This window comes from Citrobacter sp. FP75, from assembly GCF_018342065.1.
In the GTDB taxonomy this organism is placed as follows: Bacteria; Pseudomonadota; Gammaproteobacteria; order Enterobacterales; family Enterobacteriaceae; genus Citrobacter.
Genome location: NZ_JAFDOE010000001.1, coordinates 425,368 through 447,954 on the forward strand (window position 1 = coordinate 425,368; position 22,587 = coordinate 447,954).

Here is a 22,587-nt window from a genome sequence, read left to right on the forward strand (position 1 = left end):
TATCAGGCCTACGGGTTATAAGATAACGATTACCTGAAGGATGGACAGAACACATGAACTTACATGAATATCAGGCAAAACAACTTTTTGCCCGCTATGGCTTACCGGCACCGGTGGGTTATGCCTGTACTACTCCGCGTGAAGCCGAAGAAGCTGCCTCTAAAATTGGCGCAGGTCCATGGGTAGTAAAATGTCAGGTTCACGCTGGTGGCCGTGGTAAAGCGGGCGGTGTGAAGGTCGTTAACAGCAAAGAAGACATTCGCGCTTTTGCTGAACACTGGCTGGGTAAACGTCTGGTTACTTACCAGACTGACGCCAATGGCCAACCGGTAAATCAGATTCTGGTTGAAGCTGCGACCGACATTGGTAAAGAACTTTACCTCGGGGCCGTGGTTGACCGTAGCTCCCGTCGCGTGGTCTTTATGGCCTCGACTGAAGGCGGCGTGGAAATCGAAAAAGTGGCGGAAGAAACCCCGCACCTGATCCACAAAGTAGCGCTTGATCCGCTGACCGGCCCAATGCCGTATCAGGGCCGCGATCTGGCGTTCAAACTGGGTCTGGAAGGTAAACAGGTTCAGCAGTTCACCAAGATCTTCATGGGGCTGGCGGCTATTTTCCTTGAGCGCGACCTGGCGCTGATTGAAATTAACCCGCTGGTTGTCACCAAGCAGGGCGACCTGATCTGCCTCGACGGCAAACTGGGCGCTGACGGTAACGCACTGTTCCGCCAGCCGGATCTGCGCGAAATGCGCGACCAGTCTCAGGAAGATCCGCGTGAAGCGCAGGCGGCACAGTGGGAACTGAACTACGTCGCACTGGACGGCAACATCGGCTGTATGGTTAACGGCGCGGGCCTGGCAATGGGCACCATGGACATTGTTAAGCTGCACGGTGGCGAACCGGCTAACTTCCTTGACGTTGGCGGCGGCGCAACCAAAGAGCGCGTTACTGAAGCGTTCAAGATCATCCTCTCTGACGACAATGTTAAAGCCGTTCTGGTTAACATCTTCGGCGGTATTGTACGCTGCGACCTGATCGCAGACGGTATCATCGGCGCGGTAGCGGAAGTGGGCGTTAACGTCCCGGTTGTTGTACGTCTGGAAGGTAACAACGCCGAACTCGGCGCGAAAAAACTGGCTGACAGCGGCCTGAATATTATTGCAGCGAAAAGTCTGACGGATGCAGCTCAGCAGGTTGTTGCCGCAGTGGAGGGGAAATAATGTCTGTTTTAATTAATAAAAATACCAAGGTCATTTGCCAGGGTTTCACCGGCAGCCAGGGGACATTCCACTCTGAACAAGCTATCGCTTATGGTACGCAAATGGTTGGCGGCGTAACGCCGGGCAAAGGCGGCACGACTCATCTGGGCCTGCCGGTGTTCAACACCGTGCGTGAAGCCGTTGAAGCGACCGGCGCGACGGCGTCAGTTATCTACGTACCGGCACCGTTTTGCAAAGATTCCATTCTGGAAGCTGTTAACGCGGGCATTAAGCTTATCATCACCATCACCGAAGGTATTCCGACGCTGGATATGCTGACCGTGAAAGTGGCCCTCGATGAAGCTGGCGTACGTATGATTGGCCCGAACTGCCCGGGCGTTATTACTCCGGGAGAGTGTAAAATCGGCATCATGCCGGGTCACATTCATAAACCGGGTAAAGTGGGTATCGTATCCCGTTCCGGTACGCTGACCTATGAAGCCGTTAAGCAGACCACCGACTACGGTTTTGGTCAGTCTACCTGTGTAGGCATCGGCGGTGACCCGATCCCGGGTTCTAACTTCATCGACATCCTGAAGCTGTTCCAGGAAGATCCGCAGACCGAAGCGATTGTGATGATCGGTGAGATCGGCGGTAGCGCGGAAGAAGAAGCGGCAGCCTACATTAAAGATCACGTGACCAAACCGGTCGTCGGCTACATCGCCGGTGTGACCGCGCCGAAAGGCAAACGTATGGGTCACGCGGGCGCGATTATCTCTGGCGGTAAAGGGACGGCGGATGAGAAATTCGCGGCTCTTGAAGCGGCTGGCGTGAAAACCGTGCGCAGCCTGGCCGATATCGGCGAAGCGCTGAAGGCCGTGATTAAGTAAGAAATAAAAAAACAGCCCTGACTATTTGCATGGTCAAGGGCTGGTCTTGTTTCGACATGGTTGGCCATCTGACGATGGCCTTTTTTATTTTTTGCTACCTATATCTTGAAAATTAATCACAATCATCTTCACAAATGAGATTATTTTTTGCGGTAAGCATCATTCTTTCTTTAGGGTAAATTCTGCATATTACCGGCTTAAATATCAACTTTGCCGGAGGATGGCGTGTCGCTGAAAATTCAGAATGACTACTTACAGAGTTTTTTCTCCATCGCCGATGTTTTTTCCCGTGCGACAGGGTTAGCGACGGTAGTGATTGATGTTACGGGCAAGGTTATATCTGACTGCCATAATTTTAATTCATTCTGCACATTAATGCGTAAGAATGAACAGTATCGTGCGAATTGTCAAAAATGTGATAAATATTGCGCTTTTGAAGGGTTAAAACAGGTTAAACCCAGAATACTCTGCTGTTATGCAGGATTAAGCCTCTTCTCAATGCCACTCATTCATGAAGGAAACCTTTACGGTTTTATTATCTGTGGCCAGGTGCGGGCAAAATATCAGGAATACAAAACGATCGTGGTTAATGAGCAACCGCAATGGATGAATGATTCTAAAATAAAAAGAGAGTGGGACCAGATTGTTGTCGTGGATAATAATATGCTGACTGCGTCTGCGAACCTGCTTAATTTTATTGTTGATAATTTTGAACCCGCGAGTGCTACTGAAGTAGTTAATTTCTCTGAAGTAAATAACTCGAAGTCATATTCTACTGAACTTTCCCGTCACGAGAAAAAACTTATGGAAGCGCTACGCTATATTGATGAAAATCTATATGGTGAGTTATCTCTGGAATCCGTGGCGGCTCATGTTTTTCTCAGCGCTAATTATTTCAGTCGTTTCTTTAAGAAACGTCAGGGTGTGAATTTTAAAACGTGGGTGAATCAGAAGAAAATGCAAAAAGCGGGCGAATTATTGCATGATCCTGTGCATTCAATAGACAGCATTGCCCGGAAACTTCACTACGCGCAAACCAGCTACTTTTGCCGTGTCTTCCGGGCAGCGCATCAAACGTCACCCCAGTCTTTTCGTCACGCGAGGCTTTCGCAGTAGAGGCTTTGTGGCAGCGAGAGGGCTTCTGGAATAAAAGACAATCTGTCGCTCAGCGTCACGACATCACCAATAACGATAAGCGCAGGCGGTACGATGTTCGCCTCCTGTGCTTTGTTCAATAATGAACCCAGCGTACAGGTCAGGCGACGCTGATTCTCCCGCGTGGCAGACATGATAATGGCGGCGGGGGTATCTGCTGATTTCCCCCCCATTAGCAACTCCTCGCAGATAAACGCCAGATTGGCGATCCCCATCACGATAACCAGAGTACCCTGGAGTTTGGCCAGCTGGCGCCAGTCCTGCTGCTGATTTCCTTCCCGCGTATGACCTGTCACCACGTGAAATCCGGAGGCGTAGTCACGATGCGTGACCGGAATACCCGCGCAGGTCAGGCCGCCAATGGTGGAGCTGATGCCGGGCACGACTTCGAAAGGAATGCCGATTTCAACGAGATCCTCAACTTCTTCAGCGCCGCGGCCAAACACGTAAGGATCGCCGCCTTTTAAACGAACGATGTGGTGATGGGTTTGGGCATACTGGACGAGCAGCGCGTTGATTTCATCCTGCGGTACACAATGGAAGCCTGGATTTTTGCCGACATTGATAAGCTGGCAGCCAGGAGCGGCCCATTCCAAAATTTTAGGGTTGACCAGCCTGTCGTAAATAATGACATCAGCCTGCTTAATGCACATCATCGCTTTGAGGGTGAGTAACGATATATCACCGGGACCAGCGCCAACGAGCCAGACCTTTCCGAAAGTTTTCACACTGTATCCTTTATCACGTCTAACAAAAAAAGGCAGAAACTACATCAAGGAATGATTTAAAGCAGTCGTTTGCCCGTAGGTTATAACGTGAAATTATCCAAAATTATGGCATGGATAATATTGATTAATCTCGCAAAGTTTTTTCTGCAATAAACAAGATAACTTGAAAAATTATTAAGAACTTATTGGCACTATTTGCTCGGATTTAACCTTATTTAAATTGTGTTTATTGTTGTGCTTGAGTATTATTGGTTAATATTTATCCGCCATCAGTATGAGTAAATCATGGATTGGATCAATGACATCAATGGACAAAATAAAATATAACTCTCGGTGCTTATCTGGGTAGCTTGAATTATTTTTTATAAATTAAACTATTTTTGTACGCTGCATATGGAAGAGGTTATGAGAGGAAAAATACCGAAGACGGAGTTGCTGGTAACTTTTGAAGTAGTTGCGCGTCACGAAAGTTATACCCGGGCAGCAGAAGAACTTGCTTTGACACAAAGTGCTGTTTTCCGCCAGGTGAATGCGCTGGAGGACTTCCTAAATACCGCGCTATTTAATCATGCCAAAAAGCGTATTTTTTTAAATGCCGCAGGCAAACACTATTTAAGTATCGTTAAAGAAACGTTAAATAAGCTCGAACGAGATACGACGACGATAATGACCTGGCAGCCGACTGTACAGGTTATTGAGCTGGCGGTGAATCCAACGTTTAGCACGCACTGGCTGATCCCTAACTTGCGTGAGTTCAATAAACTTAACCCTGATATTATCGTGAACATCCATTCTTTGGCGAATATCGGCGATTTCCTCAATCGTGAGTATGATGCGGCAATCATGCGCGAAGATTTTTACTCGCCGTGGTCAGAAGTGGAGTACCTGTTTGAAGAGGAAATTTTACCTGTATGCAGCAGCAGCCTGCTGAACGAAGCCGAACGGAAGCTGGCAGTCAACGATCTGCTGAATGAATTTCCCCTGTTACACCAAAGTACGCGCATCAAAGGCTGGCAGGAATGGTTTGCACTGTCCGACGTCAGCAGCCCGCTGGTCAATAAAGGCCCGCGATTTGATTTGCTCTCGATGCTGATCGCAGCGGTACGCTCGAATTTGGGGGTCGCATTGTTACCCAGATTTGCCATTCAGCACGATCTGGATTGCGGTGATATGGTGATTCCCTGCGATGTTCCGATGCGTACCGGGAACCGTTTCATCATGACATGGCGCGAAGAGAAAGCGGAATCCCCGCATTTGCAGACATTCCGTAACTGGCTGCTCAGTAAGTCCGTCGTGTCAGGTTGATAGATACTTCGGCCTACAGTCCTGTAGGCCGAAGTATTATTCCTACCAGTCGATACCAACCTGGGCCTGAATACCGCTATCAAACGCGTGCTTGACCGGGCGCATCTCACTGACCGTATCAGCAAGCTCCAGTAAAAGCGCGTGACATCCGCGTCCCGTGACGATCACGCTCTGTTCGGCGGGACGATTCTCGATGGCGCCGATAACCTCCTGTGTATCCAGATAGTGATAAGCCAACATATACGTGAGCTCATCCAGCACCACCAGGTCATAGTGCGCATCGGCGAGCATGCGCTTACTTTCCTGCCAGACGGCTGTCGCTGCCGCGATGTCTGCTTCCTTGTTCTGGGTTTCCCAGGTAAAGCCGGTACCCATAATATGGAATTCTACACCGAGCGGTTGTAGCGTGTTGTACTCGCCATTATCCCACTGGCCTTTAATAAACTGCGCGACGCCAACGGTTTTTCCGTGACCGACCGCGCGCGTTGCCGTACCAAAGGCGGCGGTGGATTTTCCTTTACCGTTGCCGGTGAAGACTATCAAAATACCTTTCTTCTCCGTTGCTGCCGCCACGCGGGTATCAACCTGCTCTTTCAGCTTTTGCTGACGTTGACGGTGCCTGTCGTTATTGGCTCGCGCTTCCATTGTTGCTCCTTAATGCCCGGCAGGGCAGGTTGCGCAGCGATGCTGCTGCTCAAACTGACTAAAGAAGTTATTGCCTTTGTCATCCACTAATACGAAGGCGGGCATATTTTTAACTTCCATCATCCACACCGCTTCCATTCCCAGTTCGGGATATTCAAGGCAATGCAGGCTCTTCACGTGTTGCTGTGCCAGCAGGGCCGCGGCACCGCCAATGCTGCCGAGGCTAAATCCACCGTGTTTGTGACAGGCATCAGTGACCTGCTGACTGCGGTTACCCTTGGTGAGCATAACGAGACTTCCACCTTCTGCCTGGAAAGCATCGACGTATCCATCCATACGCCCACCGGTAGTCGGACCCATTGAACCACAGGCCTGATTTTCGGGTGTTTTGGCGGGGCCAGCGTAATAAACGATATGTTTTTTCATGTATTCTGGCATCGGCTCGCCGTTATCCAGACGCTCTTTGATTTTGGCATGAGCAATATCGCGGGCGACAACAATTGGGCCGCTGAGCGACAGCCGGGTGCCTATCGGCAGTTGCGAGAGATCGTGCATGATCTCTCGCAGCGGACGGTCCAGATTGAGCTGCACGGTCTGACCGCTGTTTTCTACGCGGTGAGAATCGGGAATAAATTTGCCTGGATTGTGTTCAAGTTTTTCCAGCCAGATACCGTGCTTATTAATTTTGGCTTTAATGTTGCGGTCGGCAGAGCAGGAGAGGGCCATGGCGATAGGGCAGGAGCCTCCGTGGCGTGGCAGGCGAATCACGCGAATGTCGTGCGCAAAGTATTTACCGCCAAACTGTGCGCCAATACCAAACTCGCGGCTGGCATTGAGCAGCTCGGCTTCCAGCGCCGTATCGCGGAATGCCTGACCCAGTTCGTTCCCGCTGGTGGGCAGGTTATCGTAATATTTGGTTGAGGCCAGCTTCGCCACTTTCAGCGATTGATCGGCGGAGAGTCCTCCCACCACGAACGCGATGTGATACGGCGGGCAGGCAGCGGTACCCAGCGATTTCATTTTTTCGATCAGGAAGGCGGTGAGCTTTCCCGGCTGCAGAATGGATTTGGTTTCCTGGAACAGCGCTGCTTTATTGGCTGAGCCGCCGCCTTTGTTGACGAACAGGAAGCGGTATTCATTACCCGGGGTGGCACTAATGTCAATTTGCGCAGGCAGGTTAGTCTGAGTATTCACCTCGGTGTACATATCCAGCGGGGCGTTTTGCGAGTAGCGCAGGTTGTTTTCCGTGAAGGTGGTATACACGCCCTTGCTTAATGCTTCGGCGTCATCGCTGCCGGTCCACACCTGCTGCCCTTTACTGGCGACAATGGTCGCAGTGCCGGTGTCCTGGCAGTTGGGCAGTACGCCTTTGGCGGATACTTCGGCATTGCGCAGCAGCTGGAGCGCGACATATTTATCGTTACTGCTGGCCTGGGGATCGTGCAAAATGCTGGCTATCTGTTTCAAATGTCCGGCGCGCAGAAAAAATGAAGCCTCATAAAATGCCTGCTGTGCTAATAAGGTTAACGCCTCAGGCGCCACCTTAATCACTTCCTCTCCGTCTAACTCCGTTACCGTTACGTGCTGGTTACTCAGTAATTCATACTCGGTACTATCTTTACTCTGAACAAAGAGTTCCTGCCAGACAAATGGTTTAGACATGTTTACTTCTCACCTCTTCATTTTTGCCGGATGACGGCGTAAATAAATGCGCTAATCGTAGGCCGGATAAGCGAAACGCCATCCGGCATAGTGCTATTTTGCTAAAAAGACATTGGCCTGCGTCGCTTCGGCGACATATTCGATAGTTTGCTGAGCGCGAACGCTGTTACCGGCTTCATCCAGCGGCGGAGAATAGACGGCTATGGCATATTCACCCGGAACAACGGCAACCATCCCGCCGCCGACGCCGCTTTTCGCCGGGATGCCGACGGTGTACAGCCACTTGCCGCTGCCGTCGTACAATCCGGCAATGGCCATTTCTGCCAGCACCTGCGGAACATATTTTTCATTCAGCAACTGCTTGCCGTTAAACGGAGATTTGCCTTTGTTGGCGAGTACCGCACCCATTTTGGCCAGTTGCTCAACGGTGATATCGACTGAGCACTGACGGGTATAAATTTCAACGGCTTCGTCGGTGTTGCCATAGAAGCTGTTATAGGATTCCATCAGCTTCGCCAGCGCCTGATTGTGCTGGTTGGTTTCCATCTCAGATTTGAAAACCGGCTCGTTAACGGTGAGCGTGGCATCTGCCCAGACGTTCAGGTTGTCGAGAATTTTGTTCCAGCGATCGGTTTTGTCTTTGGCTTCAATCAGGCTAACGGTGCTCATCGCGCCGGCGTTAACCAGCGGGTTTTCCGGTGCGCCTTTGGTCAGTTCAACGGCTAAACCTGAGTTGAATGGCATACCGGTGGCATTAGCACCGAGTTTTTCCAGAACCACCTGCGGGCCGTGCTGCTCCATGGCTAGCGCCATGGTGAAGACTTTACTCAGGGATTCCATCGGGAAGGGTTTATTGACATCGCCAACCTGGTAGATTTTACCGTCAACCGTGGCGATGGTGATGGCAAAATTTTTCGGGCTATAGGTCGCCAGGGCAGGGATGTAGTCGGCGACTTTTCCGTCATTGTTACTTTTATATTTCTGGTGGGCCTGTTCAATCAGTTTGGCGTAATCTGGCGTGGTTTGCGCGAACGTGGTTGCGCTAAACAAGACGCTAAAAGAAAAAAGACTCACGCCGAGAAGTGTTTTGTTCATTGTGCATTCCTGCTGATTTGATAACTATGTTGCCGGATGGCGGTGCAAGCACCTTATCCGGCCTACAGGTTAGTGCATGATTTGTAGGCCGGATAAGCGTAAGCGCCATCCGGAAATCGTGTTTTATCAGGACAAAGCCACTTCCGTTTCAGTAACCGGACGTTCCTGCTCTGGGGTTTTCACTGGTGCAGTGCCACGACAACCCTGGCCGAAGTGTTCACCTTCCCAGCGACCGACAATGGCAGCGCCCATGGCGTTACTCATGACGTTGGTGGCAGAACGACCCATATCGAGGAACGGATCGACGCCCATCAGCAGGATCAGACCGGCTTCCGGAATGTTGAACTGGTTCAGCGTGGCGGCGATAACCACCATTGACGCACGCGGTACGCCCGCCATCCCTTTGGAGGTCAGCATCAGGATCAGCAGCATGGTGATTTGCTCGCCCATGCTCAGTTCGATGTTGCACGCCTGGGCAATAAAGACAGTGGCGAAGGAGCAGTAGGCCATGGAGCCGACCAGGTTAAACGAGTAACCGATAGGCAGCACGAAGCTGGCAATTTTGGAAGATACGCCAAACTTCTCCAGTTTATCCAGCGTGCCCGGGAAGGCGGCTTCAGAACTGGAGGTGGTAAAGGCCAGCAGCGCAGGTTCGAGAATAGATTTGGTCAGACGGCTGATGCAAGGACCGACGATCATTGTCGACAGGCCAATCAGGATGGCCCACAGCATACCCAGTGTCAGGTAGAACTCACCCATGAAGATCCCGGCGCTCACCATCACACCCAGACCACGTTCGGCAATCAGACCAGAAATAGCGGCAAAAACGGTCAATGGCGCGAACAGCATGACGTAACCCGTCAGCTTCAGCATCACGTGTACCAGCGAGTCCAGAACCTTCACGATCGGTTCGGCTTTTTCGCCAATGGCGGCCAGGCTGCAACCGAGGAAAATTGAGAACACCACGATCTGCAGGATTTCGTTACGTGCCATCGCGTCAACGATACTGGTCGGTACCGCGTGGGAGATAAATACTTTCAGCGTGAACGGCTCTGACTTAACGGCAGCGACAGCGCCTACGTCATGCGGAACAAAGTTAATGCCCGCACCTGGCTGGAAGATATTAACGATAACCAGGCCTAATGCGATTGACAGCAGTGAGGCGCAAATAAACAGGAAAAAGGTTTTAGAAAATATACGTCCCAGCGTTTTGGCATCACCCATTTTGGCAATACCAACAACCAGCGTGGAGATAACCAATGGCGCGATAATCATTTTCACCATACGTAAGAATATGGTGGTGAAAATGGAAATATCCGCCGCATAAGATTTTGCTGTTTCAGCCGCAGCCATATTATTAATGCCCACACCGGCAATCATGCCGAGTATCAGGCCTAATATGATCATCTTCGTTAAACTAATTTTCTTCATGTGTACTCCATATCGGATAAAGGCTGGTAATGAAAATTGTGTAGGGTGGCGCGCGCCTGAGCCGGAACAGCAGCTCAGGCGCGCGCCTGTTGTGACCAACCGCATGAATACTTCGAAGCACTGTGATACCGCTGAATTCTGTGCCCCAATGGTTGTTATTGTGTTTTTTATTACAAATCGAACTCAATACTTAATAATGGTGCGTGTTGCTGCGCGCCATAAACATCATTGTCACCGACGTTGCCAGAAATAATATCTCGCGGCATGACGATTTTTACTGCATTTGCTGGGTCAAACCAGACGATATTGTGAATAAACTCGGGTTTAACATTATATAAGCCAGCAATAAGCTGCGGTGTTAATTGTTCGCAGGCTTTTACTCGCAGATAGTCTTCCTTGGTTTTAAATAAAATATCTAAAACCAATTCGTACGGTCCGGCGTTTTTGGAACGAATTACCTGCGCCAGTGAACAAATTGAGTGTTTCATGCCTGAACTCCTTCTGGCGTCACCTGTTCAATGTGGAAATCGAAACGCAGTGCATCACTCGCTTCAATCAGGTGATAGATTGAGAACTCATACACAGGACCACTCTGAATATCAGATGGCGAGAACGGGAAAGCGAGGTTGCCCGCCGTCGCAATGCGATTTTCATAACCGTAGTGCAGCAGGGTAGAGCGCACCAGCGAGCACACGCTGTTGGCGATATCCTGCGTTGGCGCGACCACGTCCAGTAAAATCCCCAGTTCATGACCGGCGGTTTTCATTGGTTCATGATTGCCCATCACGCCGTTCTTACCGTACAGGTGGAACGTCATGCGGATACTGTCATCATTCAGCGAAAGGTTACGTGCAACGCTTGCCTGTACCTCTTCGAGAATGGTGTCAATCCCGGCAATCATTATTGGGTCGCGCGTTCCGGCGATGGTCAGGCAGCGGAAGCCAACCTGACGCGCACCTTCCAGTTTCAGCGCATATGGCGTCTCTTCATGACGTGAACCGCTGACATACACTTCACCGTCGTTTACCGCAGTAAAGGTACACGCTTTCAGGTTCAGCACGCCGCCCGGTCCCGGCAGGAAGTACGGATCGGATTTCTCATACAAAGTGTGCGCCGCGGCGGAAGTTTCAGTGAACTTACGCTTTGGATTGAACGCCTTCAGCGTAAAGCCGTTGTCGTCAATGATCCCCATCGCACAATCTGAGCCGGAGCCCGGGGTGGCGGCAATAGCAGCACACTCAAGGATCTTACCGCAGTGAAGCGCCAGACCTTCATCAAAGCCCTGCATAATCGGCAGTGCGGCAAAACAGGCCGGATCGTAGGCTCGTCCGCCCAGTACCACCTGCGCACCTGCTTCCAGCGCACGCTGGAAAGGTTCGACGCCCATTTGCGCGACGATGTAGGTGCTCTCTTCGATAGCTGTGTGAGTCAGTTCAGGGACAAAATCGAGCGCGGTGATTTTGCCGTTATCCAGCGCCTGATGAACGACCTCTTTGTCGACATCAGATGGGATCAGCGCCATTGAGAAGGACAGTTTTTCTTCCTGAGCAATCTCGTGGATTATCTGGCGACACCACTCCAGATGCGGAGCGGCACCTGAACCACCGGCTGTGCCGATCACGACCGGGATGTTGTTCTTAACGCCTGCCACGATCATATAGCGCAGATCGCGTTTTACACCGGCCCTGTCGGTAAACGGTTTACCTGCCCCGAGGTAGTGGGGGCCAGGATCGGAGGAACCCGCGTCAACAGCAATAAGATCCGGTGACTCTTCCATGGCTTTACGAAAACTTTCTTCCGGGAAGCCATAACCCAGGATAGCCGTAGGCGATAAGATCTTAAATGTGCGTGCCATCTCTTAATCCTTAGTCTGCAACAGCGCGATGGTGCGGTTCATTTCGTTAAACACGATGTTGAGACCTTCATCGAAACCCATACCTGGTTTTACCAGCATGCGCATTGGGCGTGCAGCCAGCGCGACGTGTACGCAGGTACGCGCACTGATTTCGGTTTCGTTACAGGTACCGCCCTGATAGGCTTCCATGGCGTGTTTGTTGCAATACAGCACCGCGTCAACGATGTTGTGAATGCCGCCGAGATCCGGGGTTTTGATCTGCACCATGTGGCAACTGCCCGCATCGGTGAAGTCGACGATATCCTGATAGGTATTACACCATTCATCAGCCACGATTTTCACGCCGGAGCCCAGACGGGTCAGCTCTTTGGTGATGGCGGTCAGCATGCGGATCTGATCCGGCTTGTTACCGGCATCAACCGGACCCTCAATGTACAGCGGCAGGCCCTGTGCTTCGGGTTCCAGGCTAGCGATGTATTCGGCGCAGCGAACCGGATCCATATCGAAAATCAGGCCGATAGTGCCGTATACATCAATATGCAGTGTCGGGTGATAACGTTCGCTGGTGCGCAGGCTTAAGATGCGGTTGGATAACCAACGCACGTACTCACGCAGTTTTTCGCCTTTAAAGCCCAGCTTCTCTTCAACGTTGTTGATCAGCGCATGCGGCAGGACGTCCACGCCTTTGAGGATCATTTTGTCGACGGCGACGTAGCGATCGTCACCACTCTGACCAAATAAAGGGATCGCTTCCGGGACGCACGGCAGCTGCCATTCATCGCAAACCACTTCTGTTTTCAGGCGACCGGTAGCCAGCGCAGCGGCATCCAGCAGCGCCTGAGACAGACCGTAACGTACGGCGGTATGCAACAGATGGCCGTCAATACGCAACTGGTCGAAGAAACGGGCGTTCGGCAGGAACGCATCGACGTCACGGCCTTCCAGCAGCGGTTTGATGTGATCGTTGAGGAACGGAATGAAGTTCTCTGCCAGGAACAGCGGATCACGACCGCCCGCACCGGAATACTGTACGGCGGCACAATCACCGACTGCTACCGCGCCGTTTTCCAGAATCAACTGAACCGAAACGCATTCACCTGCCTGACGAACAGAGGTAAATCCAGGCGTTACCGGGGTACCGGTATAGATGAACCCATCGTGACCTGCGCCGTCTTTAATGGCCTGCTGGTCGTCAAAATAAAATGAGGAGTAGCCAGCGGTGAAAAGGGCCTGTTTAATTTTCATTATGGTCTTCCTATTAATTTACTGTGGGATACGGCGTTGATGTCATCAATGACCATCTGGAAAGAAGGCTTGCGACCTTCAAAGTGGGCGCGCTCTGCGACATAGTCGTGGTGCAGGGCGAGAATATCTTTCGGTAACGGAACGGAACCGGCTTCAAGAATACGGATGGCGCCCGAGTTATCGCGAACCGGCAGGATTTTGCCGGCGTTACAGGCGGCAGGTGCGAAAGGCACATCCAGTACGCCAGCTTCAAAGGCCAGCACGGTACCGCGTGCAATGTCGCCATTACCCAGCTCGAAGACTTTCTTCAGTACCGCGCGGACTTCGCTTTTAATCAGATCAACTTCCTGCTCAACGGCTGCGCATTGTGGGAATTTCTGGTCGCTAACCATGTTAAGCATCTGGCGGGACGCTTTCAGACCCTGGGCGTTAGCTGCCGCCGTTGGGATACCGAACGCTTCGTGCGGGCTCTTGGTGATCACTTTCGTGGCGCCAGACATGCCAGCCACTGCCGCACCCCAGGCGATAACGGAGAAGGCTTTCGCTTCATCTTCCGGGAATCCGCCCATCCACTGGTGGAATACGGTGCTCAGCTCATAGTCGTCGAAACCGTGGTTATGGAAGTATTCGTGAGACAGTTCGCGCAGCGCCTGAATGGCGGCGATATCCTGCGTCAGGCTACCGACCTGGCCGTAGCCTACGGTAATGGACTTCACGCCCTGTTCCAGCGCCAGCAGACCTTCGATGATCGCGACCGAGTGGGACATAAATGGTGGGATCAGGGTGCCGGTCAGTGGGCCAAATGGCTCACGGTTAATGCGAATCCCGTTTTCTTCGTACAGTCCCATCAGACGATCGCAGTACTGCCAGTCACGGATGGATTTTTCCAGGGTAACGCGCTTGGCGTAAGGGATGTTGTAGGAGATACCGCCACCTTCGTAGCTGGTAAAGCCACTGGCCATGGCAATTTCTGCCAGCAGGCGCGCATCCGGGGTTCCGTGGCGAACCTGGATTGGTTTTTCCAGAGATTCAGTCATACGGCGGCAGGCAGCAACCCCGTGATTGACGACCGGTAAACCGTTCAGTTTGGATGTGCCCGCTTCGATAGATTTCTGGATCCCGACGGCGGCTTCTTCATAGCGGTTCAGGCGGGTATAAGCATCGATGGTACTGGGCAGCAGGTCGCACTCTTCTTGCAGCGTTTTAAGCAGTTCAATGTGCTCATCCATTAATGCAACGCCTGCACGCGGCTGGCTCAGGGTTTTACCCTCTTGATCGGCCTTCAACAGCGCAAGGGAGAAGCGCTTCTGATCTGGAATTGTTTGCTGGTACTTCACGCCATCTTCGAAGTTCTCTACGTCTTTGCCGGTCTCCCAGGTTTGTAACACCTGCAGCCTTTCGGTCATAAATTCGTCATGGGTCAGTTTTTTATTTCGAAGTTCCATTCGTAGCTGCCTTAAGTTTTATAGGGTTAAACACTGAATGCTGGTGCGAGCAGCGGCTTGCGGGTACAGCCTGGCGACGTTTGCCAGTAGAGGGAGCAGGCCATATGAATCGCGGTAATACTCAAACTGATTCGGTAACAGAATTCTTTTACCCTGGTCGTCCAGCTCCCGATATTTAAGCCAGTTATGAATATCAAACTGGCTGGCGCGCGAGAGCCATCCACCTGAACCGACGACTTTTCGTACGGTGGTGAGATCGCGACCCATCTGTAAATCCACGTTACCTACGCAGGTGCAAACCTGCTTTTTAGTGCCCGCGTGGCGCTCAGCGGCATAGCCCACGCATAAACCTGCCAGCAGGGTGTCGAAATATTTCTCTTCCCCGCTGAGTGGCAGGTAATCCGGTTGCCCAACCAGATGGCGCAGATAGCGGTAAAACGCTTCCTCGCGCTGCGGTTGTTGGGCAAAGATAACTTTCACCATTTCCTGCGTGCTTTCCCCGACGACGACGGCGGAAACGCGCATCCCCAAATCGCCTTCAACGGTACGTTTGACGAAAGGTTCAGGGACGCCGTGCAGGACGGTGTCGGGGGAGAGGGTATTCGCGCTGGCTGAATAGACATCCGTGGTGGCGCCGCCCATATCGATCAGCATGAATTCTTTCCACGCGCTGTCGTAATCGCTAATCGCTTTTACCAGTTCATACACTGTCCACGGCGTGGGCATGGGTTCTTCACCGGTTTCACCGACGATAACGTCCAGGCCTTTGCCTTTGACGATGCGGGACAAAAACACATCGCAAATGGCCTGACGTGCAGCAAACGGATTGGGGTGGTCGAGATCGGGCAGGATGTTATCTACCGTGGTCAGATCTTTATGTCCCAGGATTGTTTGAACATCGTCCTGAATGTCGCGGTTCCCGGCGTAGATAATGGAGCAATCAAGCTTTGACTCGGCAAGTGCACGCGCATTCGCCAGACCATAGCTCTCTTCACCGCCATCCGTGCCGCCGGTAAATAGCAGGATGTCTGGTGGTGATGTTTCCAGCTCCTGAATGTCATGGCGGTTCAGTTTGTACGAATAATATTGCGCGATTTTTGCGCCAGCCGAATGGGCGGTAACTTTTGCCGATTCCAGCGTAATGGAAGGCACCAGCCCCATTGCTGCAACGGCGAGTCCCCCTTTGGCCGACGAGGAGTACTTCAACTGCACTTCACCACTTTTCAGTAACGGGCGAGCATCGGCAACATTCAGCACCTGATTCAGGCTGGCAAAGAAACCGTCTGCCAGATGATGTGTGGTGGTTGGGGTCAGGACATGGTTTACCAGCGTTAACTCATCCCCTTCATGGGCGAAGAGGGCTGCCTTGGTCCATGTCGAGCCGATATCGACAGAAACTGTTTGCATCAGATAGCCTCTTCCAGGCAACGCTGCTCGAGGCCATTGTGTTGGTGAATATCATTGGTGATTAGCGCACAGACATCTTCCAGATCGTGGCTTGGTGCGAAGACGCGGTTAAAGCCCATCTCTTTAAACTTCACTTCCACGTCTGCAAAGTCGTGTTTACCAACAACCAGGTTACCGCCAACGTAGAGCAGGATGTCGCCAAGACCACGTTCGATGCAGCGCTCACGCAAACCGAGGCAATCAATATCGCCGTGCCCGTAGATAGATGACACCACGATGGCATCGGCACCGGTTTCAATCGCGGCATCAATATATTCATCCTGACTCACCATCACCCCTAGGTTGATTACGTGAAAATCATGAGAGGTAAAAACGCGATCCAGAACTTTATTGCCTACTGCATGGCAGTCAGCACCGATAACGCCAATAACAAGTGTAGATTTCTTCATGGGTAATCCTCTGTAGGGCTGATGGTCAATAAGTGAAAATTATTTTTTAATATTTAGTACTTGGCTTGTGGCAACCTTTTAATAGGTTCGGAGTTTCTGTGGAAGCTGGAAAGGAAGCAATTGATCTATTTTCAAAATATCCTGATTAAAATGATTGTTATAATTGAATTTTATTAAATCTGCGCAAAATCAATGTGTTATAGTGTTGTTTTTGCTGTGGTGTCATTTTGTTAGTCAATTCGCTAATAAATAACTTGCCATCTTTGTGATCAAAATCTTATTTTGTTGTGCGCAGTTTTTAGGTGGTATTTTTAATAAGTTAAAAAATTAAATTCACTAAATAACTTGTGAACGACATAACGTTTTTTTATTTATTAATCTTATATGTCAGAAATGTCTTTTGTTAAATTTAAGATAAAAATGATAATGGATTGTTCTGGACATATTTAATCTTTAGTACGTAAGCGAAGGGGAGGCTGAACCAATAACTAATGGTGATGTATTGAGGGGATTAGGTTAGGTTCTGCGCGCATGGCCGATCCCGCTTCGTTAAGTTAGTGAATGCACCCGCGTTTCGCTTCCAATTGAGATAGTCACATTTGGGTGTTAACTATAAGTAAAATATAAATGAATGAGTTGTATAAAATGGCGATAATAAGGCTTGCTAAAAAAAATCTGTGAGCTACCCGGCAAGAAAGACTCTTTATCTATCCCCCCTAATTTTGCCGCCTCGATGGGTTAAAAGATCGTGTAGATTTTAATTAATAACCTATCATTTATGGTAACGACGATTACTTATTGTAAAACAATAAATTAACATAGGTTTCACTAATCACTCTCATGACAAACATCATTAACATTAAACTTGAAAATTGATTTAAATCAATGTTTAAAACTTGGTAAACCAACTCGAAAGAGGTTAAATTGCTGCAGATCAAATTGGTCTGAAAGTGATAAATTAGCTATAAATTGATCACTGTCGAAAAATGCAAATTTGTCGCGATAAAAACCTGTTTATTGTAAGGATTTTACGGCGTAATATAATTGCGGGATCAATTTGAGTGTTTTATTAACATGTTTGTAACTTTTCATCATTGTCCTTTCTTCACATGAGAAGAAAGAGCGACGGCGGAAGGAAGCAAATAAATTTGTATTGGGGCATGCGTGTGACCCTTTCTAACGGGGTTCACTCTCGGAGTCTTCATGCGATGAGCAAGGAGTCATGATGTTAGATATAGTCGAACTGTCGCGCTTACAGTTTGCCTTGACCGCGATGTACCACTTCCTGTTTGTGCCACTGACGCTCGGTATGGCGTTTTTGTTGGCCATCATGGAAACGGTCTACGTCCTTTCCGGCAAACAGATTTATAAAGATATGACCAAGTTCTGGGGCAAGTTGTTTGGTATCAACTTCGCTCTGGGTGTGGCTACCGGTTTGACCATGGAGTTCCAGTTCGGGACTAACTGGTCTTACTATTCCCACTATGTAGGGGATATTTTCGGTGCGCCGCTGGCGATCGAAGGCTTGATGGCCTTCTTCCTCGAATCCACCTTTGTAGGTCTGTTCTTCTTCGGCTGGGACCGTTTGGGTAAAGTCCAGCATATGTGCGTCACCTGGCTGGTGGCTTTGGGTTCTAACCTGTCCGCGCTGTGGATTCTGGTTGCGAACGGCTGGATGCAAAACCCAATCGCAGCGGATTTCAACTTCGAAACCATGCGCATGGAGATGCTGAGCTTCTCTGAGCTGGTGCTTAACCCGGTTGCGCAGGTGAAATTTGTTCACACTGTAGCGTCTGGTTATGTCTGCGGCGCGATGTTCGTTCTGGGTATCAGCTCTTACTATATGCTGCGCGGTCGTGACTTCGCGTTTGCTAAGCGTTCTTTTGCTATCGCTGCCAGCTTTGGTATGGCTGCCATTCTGTCTGTTATCGTTCTGGGTGATGAGTCCGGTTACGAAATGGGCGATGTGCAGAAAACCAAACTTGCCGCGATTGAAGCAGAGTGGGAAACCCAGCCTGCACCGGCATCCTTTACGCTGTTCGGTATCCCGGACCAGGATGCGCAGGAAAACCATTTTGCGATTCAAATCCCTTATGCGCTGGGCATCATTGCCACCCGCTCCGTTGATACACCGGTCATTGGTCTGAAAGACCTGATGGTGCAGCACGAAGAGCGTATCCGTAATGGGATGAAAGCGTATCAGCTGCTGGAAGAACTGCGTGCGGGTTCCACCGATCAGGCCGTTCGCGACCAGTTCAACAGCATGAAGAAAGATCTGGGGTACGGTCTGCTGCTGAAACGCTATACCGATAAAGTGACCGATGCGACCGAAGCGCAAATTCAGCTGGCGACGAAAGACTCCATTCCTCGTGTGGCGCCGCTGTACTTTGCGTTCCGTATCATGGTGGCGTGCGGCATTCTGATGCTGGCGATTATCGCTGTCTCCTTCTGGACCGTGATTCGTAACCGTATCGGTGAGAAAAAGTGGCTGCTGCGTACGGCTCTGTATGCGATTCCGCTGCCGTGGATTGCGATTGAGTCCGGTTGGTTTGTTGCAGAGTACGGGCGTCAGCCGTGGGCGATTGGTGAGGTGTTACCGACAGCCGTGGCGAACTCGTCGCTGACTGCGGGCGATCTGATCTTCTCGATGCTGTTGATTTGCGGCCTGTACACCCTGTTCCTGGTGGCTGAACTGTACCTGATGTTCAAGTTCGCACGCCTTGGCCCGAGCAGCCTGAAAACCGGTCGTTATCACTACGAGCAGTCCACTGTGACTTCTCAGCCGGCACGCTAAGACAGGAGTCGTCAAATGATCGATTATGAAGTATTGCGTTTTATCTGGTGGCTGCTGGTTGGCATTCTGCTGATTGGTTTTGCAGTCACTGATGGTTTCGACATGGGGGTGGGCATGCTCACCCGTTTCCTCGGTCGTAATGATACCGAGCGTCGAATTATGATTAACTCCATCGCCCCGCACTGGGACGGTAACCAGGTTTGGCTCATCACCGCGGGTGGCGCACTGTTCGCTGCCTGGCCGATGGTGTATGCCGCTGCATTCTCTGGTTTCTATGTGGCGATGATCCTTGTGCTGGCGTCCTTGTTCTTCCGTCCGGTCGGTTTTGATTACCGTTCCAAGATTGAAGACATGCGCTGGCGCAACATGTGGGACTGGGGCATCTTCATTGGTAGCTTCGTACCGCCGCTGGTCATTGGCGTCGCGTTCGGTAACCTGCTGCAAGGGGTTCCGTTCCACATGGATGAGTACATGCGTTTGTACTACACCGGTAACTTCTTCCAGTTGCTGAATCCGTTTGGTCTGCTGGCCGGTGTTGTGAGCGTGGGTATGATTATCACCCAGGGCGCGACCTATCTGCAGATGCGTACCGTGGGTGAACTGCACCTGCGTGCACGTACCACCTCTCAGGTTGCAGCGCTGGTCACTCTGGTATGCTTCGCGCTGGCAGGTGTTTGGGTGATGTACGGTATTGACGGTTATGTGGTGACTTCCGCTCTGGATCACCATGCAGCCTCTAACCCGATGACCAAAGAAGTGGCACGTGTTGCGGGTGCATGGATGGTGAACTTTAACAATGCACCTATCCTGTGGGTGGTTCCGGCTCTGGGCGTAGCCCTGCCGCTGCTGACCATCCTGACTTCTCGTATGGAGAAAGGGGCCTGGGCGTTCGTCTTCTCTTCACTGACGTTGGCCTGTATCATCCTGACGGCCGGTATCGCAATGTTCCCGTTTGTGATGCCATCCAGCACCATGATGAACGCAAGTCTGACTATGTGGGATGCCACCTCCAGCCAGAGAACATTGAACCTGATGACCTGGGTTGCGGCGGTGTTTGTACCGATCATTCTGCTCTACACCAGCTGGTGTTACTGGAAGATGTTCGGTCGTATCACCAAAGAAGATATTGAAAACAATACCCACTCTCTGTACTAAGTAAGGAGCTAAAAATGTGGTATTTCGCATGGATTTTGGGAACGCTTCTTGCCTGTGCATTTGGGATAATCACAGCGCTGGCGCTTGAGCACGTAGAAGCAGGCAAAGCCGGACAAGAAGAAAGCTGATGACCAATATTATCGCGATGTTATATGCGGTAATGGACAAGCGCCCCTTGCGGGCGCTTTCCTTTGTGCTGGCAATCGTGTTGGCTGGCTGCATATTCTGGGATCCCTCACGCTTCGCAGCGAAAACCAGCGATCTGGAAATCTGGCATGGTCTCCTGTTGATGTGGGCGGTCTGCGCCGGCATTATCCACGGCGTTGGATTTCGTCCTCGCGCCGTACACTGGCAGGGCATCTTCTGCCCGCTGATAGCCGACATCGTGCTGGTGGTTGGTCTGATTTTCTTCTTCTTTTGAATAAGAAACATCCTTAAATATTTATGGGCTTGCATAAGCCCATAATTTTTTACTCTCCGTTTACTTTCCCCCATTCCAAAGCATCATTCCCGCGCGTATAGTAGCATCGGTTAAAAGTTCTAACTTTTGTTGCATTACCGGGATGTAAAGTGAATACAACGCTGTTTCGATGGCCGGTTCGTGTCTATTATGAAGACACCGATGCCGGTGGAGTGGTTTACCACGCCAGTTACGTCGCTTTTTATGAAAGAGCACGCACAGAGATGCTGCGTCATCATCACTTCAGTCAGCAAGTGCTGCTGGCCGAACGTGTGGCCTTTGTGGTGCGCAAGATGACCCTGGAGTATTTTGCGCCAGCCAGGCTCGACGACATGCTCGAAGTCCAAACCGAAATTACGTCAATGCGTGGCACCTCATTGGTTTTCACGCAACGCATTGTCAACGCAGAGAACACCGTGCTGAATGAAGCCGAAGTTCTGATTGTTTGCGTTGATCCACTCAAGATGAAGCCTCGTGCGCTTCCCAAGTCTATTGTCGCGGAGTTTAAGCAGTGACTGACATGAATATCCTTGATTTGTTCCTGAAGGCAAGCCTTCTGGTTAAACTTATCATGTTGATTTTGATTGGTTTCTCAATCGCATCCTGGGCCATTATTATCCAGCGGACCCGTATTCTTAATGCCGCTTCACGTGAAGCAGAAGCGTTTGAAGATAAGTTTTGGTCCGGCATTGAGCTATCGCGCCTGTATCAGGAAAGCCAGGGGCGTCGTGATAATTTGGCGGGTTCTGAACAAATTTTCTACAGCGGGTTCAAAGAGTTTGCGCGTCTGCATCGGGCAAATAATCATGCGCCGGAAGCCGTGGTTGAGGGGGCATCCCGTGCGATGCGTATCTCCATGAACCGTGAACTGGAAACGCTGGAAACGCATATTCCGTTCCTCGGGACCGTTGGCTCGATAAGCCCGTATATCGGTCTGTTCGGTACCGTTTGGGGGATTATGCACGCATTTATCGCCCTGGGCGCGGTAAAACAGGCAACGCTGCAAATGGTTGCGCCGGGTATCGCAGAAGCATTGATTGCAACGGCTATCGGTCTGTTTGCGGCAATCCCGGCGGTTATGGCTTACAACCGACTGAATCAGCGCGTGAACAAGCTGGAACTGAATTACGACAACTTTATGGAAGAGTTCACCGCGATTCTGCACCGCCAGGCGTTTACCAGTAGCGAGAGCAACAAGGGGTAAACCATGGCCAGAACGCGTGGACGAGGTCGTCGCGAACTCAAGTCCGAAATCAATATTGTACCGCTGCTCGACGTACTGCTGGTGCTGTTGCTGATCTTTATGGCAACGGCGCCGATCATTACCCAGAGCGTGGAAGTTGATCTGCCGGATGCAACCGAATCGCAAGCCGTCAGCAGCAACGACGAGCCTCCGGTCATTATTGAAGTTTCCGGTGTCGGGCAGTACAGCGTGGTGGTTGAGAAAGACAGGATGGATCAACTGCCGCCGGAGCAGGTAATCGCGGAAGCGAAAAGCCGCCTGCAGACCAATCCGAAAACGGTCTTCTTAATCGGTGGTGCGAAAGACGTGCCTTATGATGAAATAATTAAAGCGCTGAACTTGTTACACAGTGCAGGCGTGAAATCGGTTGGCTTGATGACGCAGCCAATCTGATGTCTGCGTATTCCTGGCTTGAAATATAGCG

At 50.9% G+C, this 22,587-nt stretch carries 22 protein-coding genes; 11 read left to right on the forward strand and 11 right to left on the reverse strand.

From position 1 onward, the window contains the following. The first annotated feature begins 53 nt into the window (after positions 1-53). From sucC to JQ822_RS01975, 3 genes are all read left to right on the forward strand, one after another. Positions 54-1,220, forward strand: coding sequence for an ADP-forming succinate--CoA ligase subunit beta (sucC, locus tag JQ822_RS01965; protein WP_135322632.1), 1,167 nt, complete (start codon positions 54-56; stop codon positions 1,218-1,220). Continuing rightward, positions 1,220-2,089 carry a succinate--CoA ligase subunit alpha gene (sucD, locus tag JQ822_RS01970; protein ID WP_213132059.1) on the forward strand — a complete coding sequence of 290 codons (870 nt, stop codon included), beginning with the start codon at positions 1,220-1,222 and terminating at the stop codon, positions 2,087-2,089. Before sucC ends, sucD begins: the two co-directional genes overlap by 1 nt. A gap of 225 nt (positions 2,090-2,314) precedes the next feature. Then, a complete protein-coding gene (locus tag JQ822_RS01975; RefSeq protein WP_213132060.1) occupies positions 2,315-3,205 on the forward strand; it encodes a PocR ligand-binding domain-containing protein in 891 nt (296 codons plus the stop codon). Here the strand turns inward: JQ822_RS01975 and cobA are convergent. Next, a complete protein-coding gene (gene cobA, locus JQ822_RS01980) occupies positions 3,184-3,972 on the reverse strand; it encodes a uroporphyrinogen-III C-methyltransferase (RefSeq protein ID WP_213132061.1) in 789 nt (262 codons plus the stop codon). The two genes, JQ822_RS01975 and cobA, sit on opposite strands and share 22 nt — an antisense overlap. Positions 3,973-4,377: 405 nt before the next feature. On the opposite strand from cobA, the gene JQ822_RS01985 reads away from it, so the two are divergent. Continuing rightward, positions 4,378-5,277 carry a LysR substrate-binding domain-containing protein gene (locus JQ822_RS01985; RefSeq protein WP_213132062.1) on the forward strand — a complete coding sequence of 300 codons (900 nt, stop codon included), beginning with the start codon at positions 4,378-4,380 and terminating at the stop codon, positions 5,275-5,277. 42 nt (positions 5,278-5,319) lie between these two features. Here JQ822_RS01985 and cobO read toward each other — a convergent pair whose 3' ends face one another. The 10 genes from cobO to glmS all read right to left on the reverse strand — a co-directional run bounded on the left by cobO (position 5,320) and on the right by glmS (position 16,511). Continuing rightward, entirely contained in the window at positions 5,320-5,922 is a 603-nt protein-coding gene (gene cobO, locus JQ822_RS01990) for a cob(I)yrinic acid a,c-diamide adenosyltransferase (protein WP_213132063.1), read from the reverse strand. Between the two features lie 9 nt (positions 5,923-5,931). Continuing rightward, positions 5,932-7,584, reverse strand: a complete 1,653-nt coding sequence (locus JQ822_RS01995) for a class I fumarate hydratase (protein WP_213132064.1) — start codon at positions 7,582-7,584, stop codon at positions 5,932-5,934. A gap of 93 nt (positions 7,585-7,677) precedes the next feature. Further along, positions 7,678-8,679, reverse strand: coding sequence for a glutaminase A (gene glsA, locus JQ822_RS02000; RefSeq protein ID WP_213132065.1), 1,002 nt, complete (start codon positions 8,677-8,679; stop codon positions 7,678-7,680). 126 nt (positions 8,680-8,805) lie between these two features. Continuing rightward, positions 8,806-10,110 carry a dicarboxylate/amino acid:cation symporter gene (locus tag JQ822_RS02005; protein WP_213132066.1) on the reverse strand — a complete coding sequence of 435 codons (1,305 nt, stop codon included), beginning with the start codon at positions 10,108-10,110 and terminating at the stop codon, positions 8,806-8,808. Between the two features lie 170 nt (positions 10,111-10,280). Further along, on the reverse strand, positions 10,281-10,598 hold the full coding sequence (locus JQ822_RS02010) for a DUF4387 domain-containing protein (RefSeq protein ID WP_135322622.1): 318 nt from the start codon (positions 10,596-10,598) through the stop codon (positions 10,281-10,283). Further along, positions 10,595-11,965, reverse strand: coding sequence for an acyclic terpene utilization AtuA family protein (locus JQ822_RS02015; RefSeq protein ID WP_213132067.1), 1,371 nt, complete (start codon positions 11,963-11,965; stop codon positions 10,595-10,597). The genes JQ822_RS02010 and JQ822_RS02015 overlap by 4 nt, the downstream gene beginning before the upstream one ends. A 3-nt stretch (positions 11,966-11,968) precedes the next feature. Next, positions 11,969-13,210, reverse strand: coding sequence for a methylaspartate ammonia-lyase (locus JQ822_RS02020; protein WP_213132068.1), 1,242 nt, complete (start codon positions 13,208-13,210; stop codon positions 11,969-11,971). Next, complete coding sequence (locus JQ822_RS02025) at positions 13,210-14,655, reverse strand: methylaspartate mutase subunit E (RefSeq protein WP_213132069.1); 1,446 nt, start codon at positions 14,653-14,655, stop codon at positions 13,210-13,212. Before JQ822_RS02025 ends, JQ822_RS02020 begins: the two co-directional genes overlap by 1 nt. An 18-nt stretch (positions 14,656-14,673) precedes the next feature. Then, complete coding sequence (gene glmL, locus JQ822_RS02030) at positions 14,674-16,062, reverse strand: methylaspartate mutase accessory protein GlmL (RefSeq protein ID WP_213132070.1); 1,389 nt, start codon at positions 16,060-16,062, stop codon at positions 14,674-14,676. Further along, positions 16,062-16,511: a methylaspartate mutase subunit S gene (glmS, locus tag JQ822_RS02035; protein ID WP_096757824.1), complete on the reverse strand. Its 450-nt coding sequence runs from the start codon at positions 16,509-16,511 to the stop codon at positions 16,062-16,064. Before glmS ends, glmL begins: the two co-directional genes overlap by 1 nt. A 1,225-nt stretch (positions 16,512-17,736) precedes the next feature. Between glmS and cydA the strand changes: the two genes are divergently transcribed. The 7 genes from cydA (at position 17,737) to tolR (ending at position 22,556) form a co-directional block, all read left to right on the forward strand. Then, positions 17,737-19,305, forward strand: a complete 1,569-nt coding sequence (gene cydA, locus JQ822_RS02040) for a cytochrome ubiquinol oxidase subunit I (protein WP_135322617.1) — start codon at positions 17,737-17,739, stop codon at positions 19,303-19,305. A gap of 15 nt (positions 19,306-19,320) precedes the next feature. Further along, on the forward strand, positions 19,321-20,460 hold the full coding sequence (gene cydB, locus JQ822_RS02045) for a cytochrome d ubiquinol oxidase subunit II (protein WP_213132071.1): 1,140 nt from the start codon (positions 19,321-19,323) through the stop codon (positions 20,458-20,460). A 14-nt stretch (positions 20,461-20,474) separates the two neighbouring features. Further along, on the forward strand, positions 20,475-20,588 hold the full coding sequence (gene cydX / locus JQ822_RS02050) for a cytochrome bd-I oxidase subunit CydX (protein WP_071828905.1): 114 nt from the start codon (positions 20,475-20,477) through the stop codon (positions 20,586-20,588). Beyond that, positions 20,588-20,881, forward strand: a complete 294-nt coding sequence (gene ybgE, locus JQ822_RS02055; protein WP_213132072.1) for a cyd operon protein YbgE — start codon at positions 20,588-20,590, stop codon at positions 20,879-20,881. The genes cydX and ybgE overlap by 1 nt, the downstream gene beginning before the upstream one ends. Before the next feature lie 149 nt (positions 20,882-21,030). Next, positions 21,031-21,435, forward strand: coding sequence for a tol-pal system-associated acyl-CoA thioesterase (gene ybgC / locus JQ822_RS02060; protein ID WP_003835413.1), 405 nt, complete (start codon positions 21,031-21,033; stop codon positions 21,433-21,435). After that, a complete protein-coding gene (tolQ, locus tag JQ822_RS02065) occupies positions 21,432-22,124 on the forward strand; it encodes a Tol-Pal system protein TolQ (RefSeq protein WP_135322614.1) in 693 nt (230 codons plus the stop codon). The genes ybgC and tolQ overlap by 4 nt, the downstream gene beginning before the upstream one ends. Positions 22,125-22,127: 3 nt before the next feature. After that, the gene (tolR, locus tag JQ822_RS02070; RefSeq protein WP_005125437.1) at positions 22,128-22,556 is read left to right on the forward strand and encodes a colicin uptake protein TolR; all 429 of its coding nucleotides are present in this window, start codon (positions 22,128-22,130) and stop codon (positions 22,554-22,556) included. The last annotated feature ends 31 nt before the right edge of the window (positions 22,557-22,587 follow it).